The sequence below is a fragment of the Marinobacter antarcticus genome (genome assembly GCF_900142385.1).
Lineage (GTDB): Bacteria > Pseudomonadota > Gammaproteobacteria > Pseudomonadales > Oleiphilaceae > Marinobacter > Marinobacter antarcticus.
In genome coordinates, this window is the sequence record NZ_FRAQ01000001.1 from 2,182,903 (window position 1) to 2,195,728 (window position 12,826).

Sequence of the window (12,826 nt, forward strand, 5' to 3'; positions counted from 1 at the left end):
GAAATATTAAAAATATCGGGATTTAAAGGATGAAGATAACGATTTTTGGTACCGGTTATGTCGGGCTTGTTACCGGAGCTTGTCTGGCCGATGTTGGCCATGACGTAATGTGCATGGACGTTGATCAGGCCAAGATCGACAAGCTGAAGAATGGTCAGATTCCCATCTACGAGCCCGGGCTTGACGACATCGTCAAGCACACTGTCGAAGCCGGGCGTCTGGCGTTCACCACGGATGCACAGGAAGCCGTGCAGCACGGAACCCTCCAGTTCATTGCAGTGGGCACGCCCCCGGATGAAGACGGTTCCGCCGATCTGCAGTACGTAACGGCGGTTGCCAGGTCTATCGGGCAGTACATGGATGACTACAAAGTCATTGTGGACAAATCCACGGTGCCGGTCGGTACCGGCGATAAGGTCAAGGCAGCCGTACGAGCACAGCTCGATCATCGCGGCCTGGAGCTTGAGTTTGATGTGGTCTCTAACCCGGAGTTCCTGAAAGAAGGCGCGGCGATCACCGATTTCATGAAGCCGGACCGCATCATTATCGGGACCGACAGCGATAGAGCGGCCGATGTGCTTCGGGAAGTGTATTACCCGTTCAACCGCAACCATGACCGCATGATCTTCATGGATATCCGGTCTGCGGAGCTGACCAAGTACGCGGCCAACTCGATGTTGGCCACCAAGATCAGCTTCATGAATGAGATTGCCAATCTGGCTGAGCGCCTGGGCGCTGATATCGAAGCGGTGCGTCGTGGTATAGGCTCAGATCCGCGTATCGGCTATCACTTTATTTATCCGGGCTGCGGTTACGGTGGTTCCTGCTTCCCCAAGGATGTGCAGGCTCTGGCACGCACGGCGAGCGACTGCGGCTATGATGCGCATTTGCTCAATGCCGTAGAGACAGTCAACTACGCTCAGAAGCACGTGCTTTTCGACAAGATCAGCCACTATTTCCGCGGTGACCTGAAGGGCAAAGTGGTTGCGATTTGGGGGCTGGCGTTCAAGCCAAATACTGACGATATGCGCGAAGCCTCGGCCCGCACGCTGATGGACGATCTCTGGAATGCCGGGGCTACAGTTCAGGCGTTTGACCCGGAAGCCATGGAAGAAACCCAGCGCATTTACGGCGACCATGAAGGCTTGTCTCTGTGTGGCACCAAAGAGCAGGCGCTTCGGGGAGCAGATGTGCTTGCGATCTGCACCGAATGGAAAGAGTTCCGCTCACCGGACTTCGCAGCTATCGCATCAACATTGCGTTCGCCCGTTGTGTTTGATGGCCGTAACCTTTACGAGCCGGAGATGCTGGAACGTCACGGCCTGATTTACTACGCCATCGGCCGGGGCCGTAACCAGTTCCATTCTTGATGGGCTAGCACAGGATGCGATGATGAATCAGGGTTCGGAATACCGTCTTCACGATCGGTTGGCGGCGGATACCATCAGCCTCGGTTGGAGTGGATTATGCGAAATTCGGTTGATGAACGATCGAACCTGGCCCTGGGTGATTTTGGTGCCGGCGTTTGCCGGCATCCGTGAAATCTACGAGTTAAGCACGGAGCAGCAGCAAGCGCTGATTCAGGAATCCTCGGCGCTCAGTCGCGGCATGATGGAGGCATTCGGCGGTGACAAAATGAACGTGGCGGCATTGGGAAACATGGTTCCCCAGTTGCATCTGCATCATATTGTTCGCTTTGAGGGTGATCCTGCCTGGCCAGGCCCGGTGTGGGGGAAGCAGCCGCCGGTTCCTTATGATGAAGAACAGCTGGCAGAGGTTAAGCAGTCTCTGGCGCCTGTGTTGTCTCAGCTTGACGCCGTCTGAGCGTCGTAGTCTGTTACTGCGGATTAGCGGGTTGCTGCATGCTTGGCAAGCCTCTGGGAGCCGATCAGAATCATCCGGAGTTCAGTTTTAAGCTTGGTTTTCAGCTCATTCAGCTCCTTTGGCGTTGCATCCAGCGCGTCCGCGCCCTGGTTGAAAACTAAAGTGACCATCGCCTCGGCGACCAGCCGCGCATCAGACAAAGGCTTGTGCTGTTCTTCCGCAAAACGTCGCAAATCGTCGGCAAGTTCCGTTACGAAATGATCAATCTCAGCCTTGATGGCTGTCCGGAACGGTTTGGAGCCACCGGTACGTTCCCGGAGCATGAGCCGGAACAGGTTGGCGTTGTTGCCAAGATACTCCATAAAAGTCTCTACGGACGTAGAGATGGCACTGCCATTCCGGGCAATCCTCTTGCGCGCCTGGCGCATCAGCTGCCGCAGGGCCACACCGCCTTCATCCACCAGTACCAGGCCTAGCTCATCCAGATCTGCGAAATGGCGGTAAAACGATGTTGGCGCTATCCCAGCCTCCCGCGCCACTTCCCGCAGACTCAGGCTCCCGAAGCCTCGATCTGCGCTCAGCTGGCCGAGCGCAGCGTCCATAAGGGTGCGCCGGGTGAGAAGTTTTTGCTCGGCTCTGGTTGACAAAGTAATGGCTCCAGTGACTCATTGACGCTGCATTCTAGCGACCTGTCTACCGGGAGTCATCCGTACCCCTTTAATCCGGGGCAAACACGCCTGATTTCCGGCGCCAATATGTTTATAATGGTGCGCCTTTAAAGTATGGTTCCTGCTTATTTGGCGGGCCAGAATCAAATTGACGGCAAGCGGGCGTATGGCCTTCTGAAACCTTGCGGAGCCATGGATGGCGGAGCCGAGCGAACATGGACATATTTACAGCGTGTTTCAGAAGGCCATACGCCCGCTTGCTTGCCAGACTTATTCAGACAATTACGTAAAACTCAGACACTACGGGAACCGGTATGCGCAGTCATTATTGCGGTGGGATCAACGAATCTCACATCGATCAGGAAGTTACACTTTGCGGATGGGTACACCGCCGCCGTGACCATGGTGGGGTTATCTTCCTGGATCTGCGCGACCGGGATGGCATATCCCAGGTCGTGGTAGACCCGGATACCGCCGAAAGCTTTGCGCTTGCCGAAAAAGTGCGCAGTGAGTATGTGGTGAAGATCAAAGGCCTCGTCCGTCGCCGCCCGGCGGGCACCGAAAACAGCACCATGGCCACAGGCCAGGTTGAACTGCTCGGCAAAGAAGTGACCATCCTGAACGCCGCCGCCACGCCTCCATTCCCGTTGGACGAGCATGTGGATGTGGGCGAGGACGTGCGCCTGCGTTATCGCTTTATCGATCTGCGTCGCCCGGAAATGCTGAACCGTCTGCGCTTCCGTTCACGGGTAACCAGCTATATCCGTAACTACCTCGACAGCAACGGCTTCATGGATGTGGAGACACCCATCCTGACCCGTGCAACACCGGAAGGTGCCCGTGACTACCTGGTGCCGAGCCGCACCCACGAGGGTGCCTTTTTCGCGCTTCCGCAATCGCCTCAGCTGTTCAAGCAAATGCTGATGGTGTCGGGTGTGGATCGCTACTACCAGATTGCCAAGTGCTTCCGTGATGAAGACCTGCGGGCAGATCGCCAGCCTGAGTTTACCCAGGTGGATATCGAGGCGTCGTTCATCAATGAAGAAGATCTGATGAGCCTGAACGAGGACATGATTCGCAATCTGTTCAAAGACGTCATGGATGTTAAACTGCCGGCTTTCCCGCGCATGTCACACGCTGAAGCCATGGATCGTTTCGGCAGCGACAAGCCGGATCTGCGTATTCCTCTGGAGCTTCAGGATGTGGGTGACCTGGTTGCCGGCGTTGATTTCAAGGTCTTTGCCGGGCCAGCAAAGAATCCGAAAGGTCGCGTGGCGGCCCTGCGTGTGCCCAAGGGCGGTGTTCTGAGCCGTAAGCAGATTGATGAATACACGAAGTTTGTGGGCATCTACGGTGCCAAAGGTCTGGCGTACATCAAGGTGAATGACCTGGCCAAAGGCGTAGAAGGCCTGCAGTCGCCCATCGTCAAGTTCCTGGGTGACGAAGTTGCCATGGCAGTCATCGAGCGCACGGGTGCCGAAGACGGCGATATCGTGTTCTTTGGCGCCGACAAAACTTCAGTTGTTAATGAAGCCCTGGGCGCACTGCGTATCCGGGTTGGTCACGATCTGAAGATGCTGACCTGCGATTGGGCTCCGTTGTGGGTGGTCGACTTCCCCATGTTCGAAGAACTGCCAGATGGTAGCCTTACCGCCATTCACCACCCGTTTACGGCGCCAAGCTGCAGCCCTGAAGAGCTTGCTGCGAACCCGGCAACGGCTTTGTCCCGTGCCTACGATATGGTTCTTAACGGCACCGAACTGGGTGGCGGTTCGATTCGTATCCACAGCGATAAAATGCAGCAGGAAGTGTTCCGCATTCTGGGCATTGGTGAGGAAGAGTCTCGCGCCAAGTTCGGGTTCCTGCTCGACGCGCTCAAGTACGGGTGCCCGCCCCACGGTGGTCTTGCCTTCGGCCTGGATCGCCTTATCATGCTGATGACCGGTTCCAGCTCGATTCGGGATGTAATCGCTTTCCCGAAAACCCAGAGCGCAACCTGCCTGATGACCCAGGCGCCGGGTGAAGTTGATGAAAAGCAGTTGCGCGAGCTTCACATTCGCCTGCGTAAGCCGGTAAAAGCGGTTGAAGGCAATACGTCCGAAACGGGCGAAGAATAAATAGGGCACTGATGTGGCGATTATTCTGGGTGTGGACCCCGGCTCAAGGATCACCGGTTACGGTATTATCCGCGCCGAGGGCCGGCACATAGAATATATCGATAGCGGGTGCATCCGTGTGGGCGAAAAGCCTATGGCGGAGCGCCTGCGAATCATTTTCCAGAGCCTGGTGAGCCTGATTGGCGAATATCGGCCTCAGGAGTTTGCCATCGAGCAGGTTTTCATGGCGCGCAACCCCGATTCAGCCCTCAAGCTCGGGCAGGCTCGTGGTGCCGCTATTGTTGGCGCTGCGACCAGCGGGCTTGAGGTGCATGAATACTCTGCACGGCAGGTCAAGCAGGCTGTGGTCGGTAAGGGCGGTGCCGACAAATCTCAAGTGCAGCACATGGTTCAGGTGTTGCTGTCACTCTCCCGCAAGCCTCAGGCTGACGCAGCCGATGCTTTGGCAATCGCACTGTGTCACGCGCATATGAATCAAAGCATTCTGAGAGTAGCCGGCGGTGCGGGCAAGGCTCGCAGCGGGCGCGTGCGACAACAATAAACTGCTCTGAGGAGCGGCAGGAGGCATTCCTTGATAGGTCGTATCCGAGGTATTCTGGTCGAAAAGACACCCGGGCAGGCGCTGGTTGAATGCAGTGGCCTGGGTTACGAAGTTGACATCCCCTACACCACTTTTTTTCACCTGCCGGAAGTCGGGCAGGAAGTTACCCTTCATACACATTTCGTGGTTCGTGAAGATGCCCAGAGCCTTTATGGTTTTGTTTCACGTCTTGATCGTAATCTGTTCAGGTTGCTGATCAAGGTGAACGGTGTGGGCCCGAAGTTGGCTGCCGGCATTCTGTCTGGCCTGGATGCAAAGCAATTTATTCGCTGTGTGGAAGGGCGTGACATCACGTCTCTGGTAAAACTTCCGGGAGTTGGCAAGAAGACGGCAGAACGCCTGCTGATTGAGATGGCAGACCGCATAAGTCAACTGGAAGGGCAGTTTATACCTGCGTCGGCAGGCACAGCGGGCTCCGAAACCGATGCGCCTGAGCTGTCATTTACCGCGCACAACCCTGCAGACGAAGCCGAGGCTGCGCTCATAGCGCTTGGATATAAGCCCCAAGAGGCAGCGCGAGCAATCACTAAAGTGGCAGAAGAAGGTATGTCCAGTGAGGCCCTGATTCGCCTTGCTCTCAGAAATATGATCCCTGCTTGATGACGTTACTTTAATGTGTCGCTTATGTAGCGCCAAACCTGTAGAGAGCGTAACGTGACACGCAGATAGCTGTTTGTACAATTGGAATACTTATGGCTTTAAGTGGCAGTCTATTGATTCCCGATAAACGGACGAGTAAATGATTGAATCCGACCGACTGATCTCAGCCCGGGCCGGTGACAACGAAGAGGTTCAGGATCGCGCTATCCGGCCTGCGTTGCTCTCCGAGTATGTAGGGCAGCCTGCGGTGCGGGAGCAGATGGACATCTTCATTTCAGCTGCCCGGGGTCGCAGGGAAGCGCTGGATCATGTTCTTATTTTCGGGCCGCCGGGTCTTGGTAAAACCACGCTTGCCAACATTATTGCCAATGAAATGGGGGTCGCAATAAAGACCACCTCAGGGCCTGTTCTTGAAAAAGCAGGCGATCTGGCCGCGATGCTTACCAATCTTGAAGAGGGTGATGTTCTCTTTATTGATGAAATACATCGCCTCAGCGCTGTGGTGGAAGAAATACTGTATCCGGCGATGGAAGACTACCAGCTGGACATCATGATCGGCGAGGGGCCAGCTGCGCGCTCGATCAAGCTGGATCTGCCACCCTTTACACTCGTTGGTGCAACCACCCGTGCTGGTCTGCTGACGTCTCCTCTGCGGGATCGTTTCGGCATAGTGCAGCGGCTGGAGTTTTATAACACTGCGGATCTCACCCATATCATCGTGCGCTCCGCGCGGCTTTCAGGTGTCGATATTGATGAAGAGGGCGCCTATGAGATAGCGCGCCGCTCAAGAGGAACACCACGGATAGCCAATCGTCTGTTGCGTCGGGTAAGAGACTATGCGGAAGTGCGGGCAGACGGGCACATCAATGCCGGGATCGCGGACCAGGCTCTGAACATGCTGAAAGTAGACAGCGAGGGTTTCGATCATATGGACAGGCGCCTGCTGCTGGCGATGATTGAAAAGTTTGATGGCGGCCCGGTGGGCGTTGAAAGCCTGGCAGCAGCGATCAGTGAAGAGCGCGGCACCATTGAAGATGTGCTCGAGCCTTTTCTGATTCAACAGGGTTATATAATGCGTACGCCCCGTGGTCGCATGGTGACATCCCACGCTTATCAGCACTTCGGGATTGTAAGGGAGAGTTCAGGTTCAGAAGGAGGCCCTTTTGAGTGACTGCGAAACGGCTGCAAAGTTTGGTTGGCCAATCCGGGTTTATATTGAAGATACAGACGCCGGCGGCGTTGTCTTTCACGCCCGCTATCTTCATTTTATGGAACGTGCCCGTACAGAGTGGGTTCGCAGCTGCGGAATTGGTCTCCGGGCCGGGATGGCCGATAACATAAGTTACGTTGTACAGCGCCTTTCAATTCACTATGCCGCACCTGCCAGGCTTGATGATGAGCTCATCGTAACGGCAGAACCTTTGGCGTTTGGCCGGGTCTGGATGGAGTTCAGGCAACGGGTTGTGCGGGTGCAGGATCGGAAAAAGTTGTGCGAGGCAGATGTAAAAGTGGCGTGCATAGCCCTCGACAGTGGGCGGCCGATACGTTTACCGGAAAATATGCGGGGTTTGCTTGAGCAGAGCAGGCCGCACCCTGAAACAGAAAACGGAACAATCCAGGAGTAAGCGGTGGATTCGGAATTATCAGTCTGGAGTCTGATTTCAAATGCCGGTGTGTTGGTGCAGCTGGTCATGTTGTTGCTTGCAGCCGCATCGGTTATGTCCTGGGCGCTTATCTTTCAGCGCTCTCAGGTGTTTCGCAAGGCCCGGAAGGCGCAGCTTGCGTTTGAAGAGCGTTTCTGGTCCGGCATGGATCTGGGGCAGCTCTATCGCGAAGTGAACGCTGAGCCGACACCTTTCTCCGGGTTGGAGTCGTTATTTCGTGCTGGCTTCAAAGAGTTTTCCCGGCTGCGCCAGCAAAGCAGGGATGCAGATGCCGTTATGGAAGGTACCCAGCGAGCCATGCGGGTCGCATTTTCCCGCGAGCAGGAACGCATGGAAGCCCATCTGCCGTTTCTTGCCACAGTGGGCTCAACAAGTCCCTATGTCGGCCTGTTCGGCACAGTTTGGGGCATCATGAATTCGTTTCGCGGTCTGGCTCAGGTTCAGCAGGCTACGCTGGCCACTGTGGCCCCAGGTATTTCAGAAGCACTCATTGCCACCGCCATGGGCTTGTTTGCGGCTATTCCTGCGGTCATTGCCTACAACCGCTTCTCGACCAAGTCGGATGCGCTTCTGAAGAATTACGAAACGTTTGCCGAAGAGTTTTCCAGCATTCTGCATCGTCGGGTTCATAGTGCCAATAACAGCGCCGAGAAGGGCACAGCCTGATGACGTTTACTGTTAGCAGCCGGAGTACAGCGCTATGAAAGGTATCGGGATGATGCCCGAAAATCGGCGTAAGCCGATGGCGGAAATTAACGTCGTTCCATACATCGACGTTATGCTGGTGCTGTTGATTATTTTCATGGTCACGGCGCCCATGCTGACTCAGGGCGTGAAAGTTGATCTTCCGGAGACCGCGTCTGACCCGATTCAGGCAGACAAAAATGTGGAATCCATCATCGTGTCTGTGGATGCCAACGGTGCTTATTACGTTGAAGTCGGCGACAAGGGCAGCGATCCCATGCCGCTTTCGGAAGTGCGTGAGCAGGTGGCCAAAATCCTGTCTCAGAGGACATCCAGAGACATACTCGTGCGTGGCGACGAGAATGTAGATTACGGCACGGTAGTTCGTTTGATGGCAACTCTTCAGGGTGCGGGGGCAACCAGCATTGGTCTGATTACCGACACGCTCCCGGACGAAACGTGAGATCAGGGCAGGCGGAATTGTTGTGACAGGTCAGGAACGGGAATTTATCAGTACCGGAGCGCCGCCATGGAAGTCGCCAGTCGTGTTGTCGGTTACTTTGCACCTGCTTATCGTCGGCGTCGCCCTTGCAGGTTGGTCGTGGTCGTCTCCTATCCAAGAGCCTCCTCCCAGCAGTATTTCCGCTCGCCTTATTACCCAGCAGGAGCCGGAGCCGAGCCCGGTTGTTGAGCCGGTAGAACAGCCGGATCGAGAGCAGGAACAGAAAGAGCTCGAGAAACAGAAGCAGGCAGAAGCACAGAAGCTCCAGAAGCAAAAGGAAGAAGAAGCCCGCAAGGTCGCTGAGCAGAAAAAACGCGAAGAGACCAAGCGTAAAGCTGAAGAGCAGGCGAAAGCCGAAGAGCGTAAGGCCAAAGAAACCCGCGAAGCAGAAGCTGCGCGCCAGAAAGCGGAGGCTGAAGCGAAAGAACGTGAACGCCGTAAAGCCGAGGCTGAGGCTGAGGCAGAGAAACAGCGCCAGCAAGAGGCAAAGCGCAAGGCAGAAGAAGAAAAACAGCGCAAAGAAGAGCAGCGCAAACGAGAAGAAGCCGAGCGTAAGAAAAAAGAGGAGCAGGCGCGACAGGAAGCCGAGCGTAAGCGGCTTGAAGCTGAGCGACGTCTTCAGGAGCAGCAACTGGAGGCCCAGGCAGAGCAAGCCAGAAAAGCACGCGCGGATGAAGCGCGGCGTCAAGAACAGGCTGCCGCTGCCAGAGCCAGAGAAACGCAGATGCTGTCGGAGAGCCAGAAATATCAGGCACTGATCCGTGAGCGTCTCAGCCAGGCCTGGTATCCGCCTTCCTCGGCGACAGAAGACATGACGGCGCGTTTGCAGATTACACTGCTGCCAACCGGTGAACTGGCTGGCGTAAAACTTGTCACCAGCAGCGGGAATACAGCATTTGATAACTCTGCGCTGGGCGCAGTAAGGTCATTGACCCGGTATCCGGTGCCGAGTGAGCGGGACACGTTTGAAACCTATTTCCGCCAGTTCACGATCGAATTCAATCCTCGAAGATTGAGATAAGGAAGCGGGTAACACCATGATACAGAGAATTTCGTTCAGGCCATTAAAGGCGTTGTTTGCAGCGGCTGCCCTGATGCTTCTGGTGGCGACCAGTGTTCAGGCCGAATTATTGATCCGGGTTACCGAAGGTGCCGACTCAGCTATCCCGGTATCCGTGGTGCCGTTTGCAGAAAACGGCAGCATGCCTGCGGGAGATAAGGTAAGCAGCATTGTGCAGGCAGATCTGGCCATGAGCGGCGAGTTTCGCGCCTTGCCGCCTGAGAAAATGCTGAGCCTGCCGTCAAAACGCGCCGATGTGTATTTCCGTGATTGGCGCTTGCTGGGGCAGCGTTACGTGCTGGTAGGCGAGCTGACCCGTAACGGCGATCGTGTGGAGGCCCGTTACGAGCTGTTTGATGTGAACCGTGAAGAGCGGATACTCGGTGAGACAGCTGCAGCGCCGGCGTCGAATATGCGGTCATTGGCCCACCACATCAGCGATAAAGTGTATGAAGCTATCACGGGAGTCTCGGGAGCCTTCTCCACCAAACTGGCCTATGTAACTCTCGATATGGCTAACGGGGAGCGCCGCTACAGGCTGCAGGTCAGTGATATCGACGGAAAGCGTCCCAAAGTTCGTCTTGAGAGCAAGGAGCCGATTCTGTCACCCGCCTGGTCGCCGGATGGAGAGAAGCTGGCTTACGTTTCATTTGAAACCGATAAGCCGGTTATTTTTGTTCACGAACTCAGGTCTGGCAAGCGTTCAAAGGTAGCCGATTTCCCGGGCCTGAATTCGGCTCCGACCTGGTCAGCGGACGGGCAATCCATGCTGATGACTCTGTCGAAGGATGGTAACGCCGAAATCTATCAGATGAATCTTCAGTCCCGCAAAGTGACAAAGCTCACCAACCACTGGGCGATCGATACCGAAGCAGCCTGGGACAGTTCAGGTGATGGCATATTCTTCACTTCAGACCGCTCGGGCGGCCCCCAGATCTATTACATGGCAAAACCGGGCGCCGAGCCGCGCCGCATTACGTTCGGTAGCCGTTACAACGCACGGCCGCGCCCGGACAGCTCAGGTAATTATGTGTATTACGTGCACCAGCGTGACCGGGCATTCACCATCGCCCGTACCAATCTGAAAAACGATGAGGAGACGGTTCTCACTCGTACAGAATCCGATGAGTCCCCCAGCGTGTCGCCAAATGGCCGCATGCTGATCTATGCCACCAAACAAAGTGGTGAAAGCGTACTGACGGTCATCTCTGCTGATGGCGGCGCTGCGTACAGTCTTCCCGCCTCGGAAGGTGATGTTCGCGACCCGGCCTGGGGGCCTATTGTTCGGTAGTCGGTGAGTGCGAAGGTGCTCATCCGAAAGGCAGAAGTTGAAATCAATCAATGGAAAGGAAATAAACATGAAGGTGTCAGTTCAAGCCAAAGTACTCGCTCTTTTATTCTCTGCAGGCCTTTTTGCCGGCTGTAGCACTACCGGTGAAAACATGGAAGAAGGGGGCTACGACTCCGACGTTGCGGCCATCGATCAGGATGGTGGCTCCACCGTTTATGGCGGCGGCGATCAGGGCGGTATTTCTTCGTCTTCAATGACTGAAGAAGAGCGGATGGAAGTTCAGCAGCAAGCTGAACAACAAGCTCTGCGTGAGATCACCACGTTCTATTTTGATTTTGACACCTCCGAAATCAAGCCAGAAGCCCGTGACGTATTGGTGGCACATGCTCGCTACCTTTCCAGCAACCCCGGCCAGAATGTGCGGCTTGAAGGCCACGGTGATGAGCGCGGGTCGAAGGAATACAACCTGGCTCTGGGTGAGCGCCGTGCCAACGCCGTTCAGCGTTTCCTTATTGTGAATGGTGCTTCACGGGGCCAGATGCAAACCGTAAGCTATGGTGAAGAGAAGCCGGCGGTAATGGGTTCGTCCGAGAGTGCATGGGCACAGAACCGCCGTGTGGAACTCGTATTCGAGTAAACGCACACACAACATCAGGTTAAGCCCATGAGAAAACAGCTCATGGCGGCAGTGATCTTCCCGTTTGCCATTGGGCACGCGGGAATGACGCTGGCGCAATCATCTACGTCCGCATTTCAGAGCAATGCTTCTGAGGCCCAGCGTAAGGCTAATGCCAGCCAGGCGACGTCTGAGCTCTTCTACATGATCCAGCAGCTGCAGGGCGAAGTCCGGCGGCTTCAGGGTGAGACAGAAGAGCAGCGACATCTCATTAAGCGCCTGCAGGACCAGGGAAGGGATCGTTACATCGATCTGGATCAGCGCATACTCGATCTTTCCGAGAAGGTCTCAGCCCAGCCTCAGGCCGTTGAGAGTGCCGGCGGAGAAGCCGGTGCAAAGGCTAAGGGGGCGGCTGAGATGCGCGAGTACCGTCAGCCTGAGGCCGAGGAGCGAAAGGCATATCAAGCCATTCAGGATCTTATCCACAGCCAGAAAAAGTACGATGAAGCCATTAGCCGGATTTATGAGTTTATCGACAAGTATCCCGAAGGGGATCTCACGGTGAATGCCTATTACTGGCTGGGCGAGGTCTACCTGGTAAAACCGCAGCTTGAGCAGGCTCGTCAGGCATTTTCTATTGTAGCAACCCGTTATGCGGATCATCGCAAAGCGCCGGATGCTGTATACAAGTTAGGCATAACACTCGATCGGCTGGATAAAAAAACCGAGGCTCGTCGACAGATGGAGCAGGTTGTTAATGACTATCCCAAAAGCGAAGCTGCCCGACTTGCCAGGAAATTTCTCGGCTCTGATCAGGGCTGAGACCGGAAGGTTGAAAAAAATATTAAAGAACATGGCGTGAAAGGGTTGATCGTCGGGGAAAAATCATTACTATATGCGCCTCGCTTGGGTCGTTAGCTCAGTTGGTAGAGCAGTTGGCTTTTAACCAATTGGTCGATGGTTCGAATCCATCACGACCCACCATATTCGATATTCCGGGGCAGTTTCTGAGCCGCTTCGGAATCGATCAGGGTCCAGGCACTGGTCATTAGTTTTGGGTCGTTAGCTCAGTTGGTAGAGCAGTTGGCTTTTAACCAATTGGTCGATGGTTCGAATCCATCACGACCCACCATATTTTAGAGCTTTAAAAATTGAAGCTTAAAGGGCTGCAGAGATGCAGCCCTTTTTTTTGCTTGCTG

General features: G+C 55.2%; 14 protein-coding genes and 2 tRNA genes. 15 read left to right on the forward strand and 1 reads right to left on the reverse strand.

The window, feature by feature from the left end:
• Positions 1 to 29 precede the first annotated feature (29 nt).
• Positions 30 to 1,370 (forward strand): UDP-glucose dehydrogenase family protein, encoded by a 1,341-nt coding sequence (locus BUA49_RS10205; protein ID WP_072797026.1) that lies wholly within the window; start codon positions 30 to 32, stop codon positions 1,368 to 1,370.
• Between the two features lie 19 nt (positions 1,371 to 1,389).
• Positions 1,390 to 1,824 carry an HIT domain-containing protein gene (locus BUA49_RS10210; protein ID WP_407656676.1) on the forward strand — a complete coding sequence of 145 codons (435 nt, stop codon included), beginning with the start codon at positions 1,390 to 1,392 and terminating at the stop codon, positions 1,822 to 1,824.
• Between the two features lie 23 nt (positions 1,825 to 1,847).
• On the opposite strand, the gene fabR is transcribed toward BUA49_RS10210, so the two are convergent.
• Complete coding sequence (fabR, locus tag BUA49_RS10215) at positions 1,848 to 2,471, reverse strand: HTH-type transcriptional repressor FabR (RefSeq protein WP_072797028.1); 624 nt, start codon at positions 2,469 to 2,471, stop codon at positions 1,848 to 1,850.
• Between the two features lie 335 nt (positions 2,472 to 2,806).
• Here fabR and aspS point away from each other — a divergent pair, with 335 nt between their 5' ends.
• The 13 genes from aspS to BUA49_RS10280 all read left to right on the forward strand — a co-directional run bounded on the left by aspS (position 2,807) and on the right by BUA49_RS10280 (position 12,759).
• Positions 2,807 to 4,609: an aspartate--tRNA ligase gene (aspS, locus tag BUA49_RS10220; protein WP_072797029.1), complete on the forward strand. Its 1,803-nt coding sequence runs from the start codon at positions 2,807 to 2,809 to the stop codon at positions 4,607 to 4,609.
• Between the two features lie 13 nt (positions 4,610 to 4,622).
• Positions 4,623 to 5,150 carry a crossover junction endodeoxyribonuclease RuvC gene (ruvC, locus tag BUA49_RS10225; protein ID WP_072797030.1) on the forward strand — a complete coding sequence of 176 codons (528 nt, stop codon included), beginning with the start codon at positions 4,623 to 4,625 and terminating at the stop codon, positions 5,148 to 5,150.
• Between the two features lie 30 nt (positions 5,151 to 5,180).
• Positions 5,181 to 5,810, forward strand: a complete 630-nt coding sequence (gene ruvA / locus BUA49_RS10230) for a Holliday junction branch migration protein RuvA (RefSeq protein WP_072797032.1) — start codon at positions 5,181 to 5,183, stop codon at positions 5,808 to 5,810.
• 139 nt (positions 5,811 to 5,949) lie between these two features.
• Complete coding sequence (gene ruvB / locus BUA49_RS10235; protein ID WP_072797033.1) at positions 5,950 to 6,981, forward strand: Holliday junction branch migration DNA helicase RuvB; 1,032 nt, start codon at positions 5,950 to 5,952, stop codon at positions 6,979 to 6,981.
• The gene (ybgC, locus tag BUA49_RS10240; RefSeq protein ID WP_072797035.1) at positions 6,974 to 7,435 is read left to right on the forward strand and encodes a tol-pal system-associated acyl-CoA thioesterase; all 462 of its coding nucleotides are present in this window, start codon (positions 6,974 to 6,976) and stop codon (positions 7,433 to 7,435) included. Before ruvB ends, ybgC begins: the two co-directional genes overlap by 8 nt.
• A gap of 3 nt (positions 7,436 to 7,438) precedes the next feature.
• Positions 7,439 to 8,140 (forward strand): protein TolQ, encoded by a 702-nt coding sequence (tolQ, locus tag BUA49_RS10245; protein ID WP_072797038.1) that lies wholly within the window; start codon positions 7,439 to 7,441, stop codon positions 8,138 to 8,140.
• 34 nt (positions 8,141 to 8,174) lie between these two features.
• Positions 8,175 to 8,621, forward strand: coding sequence for a protein TolR (gene tolR / locus BUA49_RS10250; protein WP_072797040.1), 447 nt, complete (start codon positions 8,175 to 8,177; stop codon positions 8,619 to 8,621).
• Positions 8,622 to 8,643: 22 nt separating this feature from the next.
• Positions 8,644 to 9,681: a cell envelope integrity protein TolA gene (gene tolA / locus BUA49_RS10255; RefSeq protein ID WP_228704448.1), complete on the forward strand. Its 1,038-nt coding sequence runs from the start codon at positions 8,644 to 8,646 to the stop codon at positions 9,679 to 9,681.
• 16 nt (positions 9,682 to 9,697) lie between these two features.
• On the forward strand, positions 9,698 to 11,011 hold the full coding sequence (gene tolB / locus BUA49_RS10260) for a Tol-Pal system beta propeller repeat protein TolB (protein WP_072797042.1): 1,314 nt from the start codon (positions 9,698 to 9,700) through the stop codon (positions 11,009 to 11,011).
• 67 nt (positions 11,012 to 11,078) lie between these two features.
• Positions 11,079 to 11,648, forward strand: a complete 570-nt coding sequence (pal, locus tag BUA49_RS10265) for a peptidoglycan-associated lipoprotein Pal (RefSeq protein ID WP_072797044.1) — start codon at positions 11,079 to 11,081, stop codon at positions 11,646 to 11,648.
• 27 nt (positions 11,649 to 11,675) lie between these two features.
• A complete protein-coding gene (gene ybgF / locus BUA49_RS10270; RefSeq protein ID WP_072797046.1) occupies positions 11,676 to 12,449 on the forward strand; it encodes a tol-pal system protein YbgF in 774 nt (257 codons plus the stop codon).
• Positions 12,450 to 12,535: 86 nt separating this feature from the next.
• A tRNA-Lys gene (locus BUA49_RS10275) sits at positions 12,536 to 12,611 on the forward strand.
• A gap of 72 nt (positions 12,612 to 12,683) precedes the next feature.
• Positions 12,684 to 12,759 (forward strand) — tRNA-Lys (locus BUA49_RS10280).
• Positions 12,760 to 12,826 lie beyond the last annotated feature (67 nt).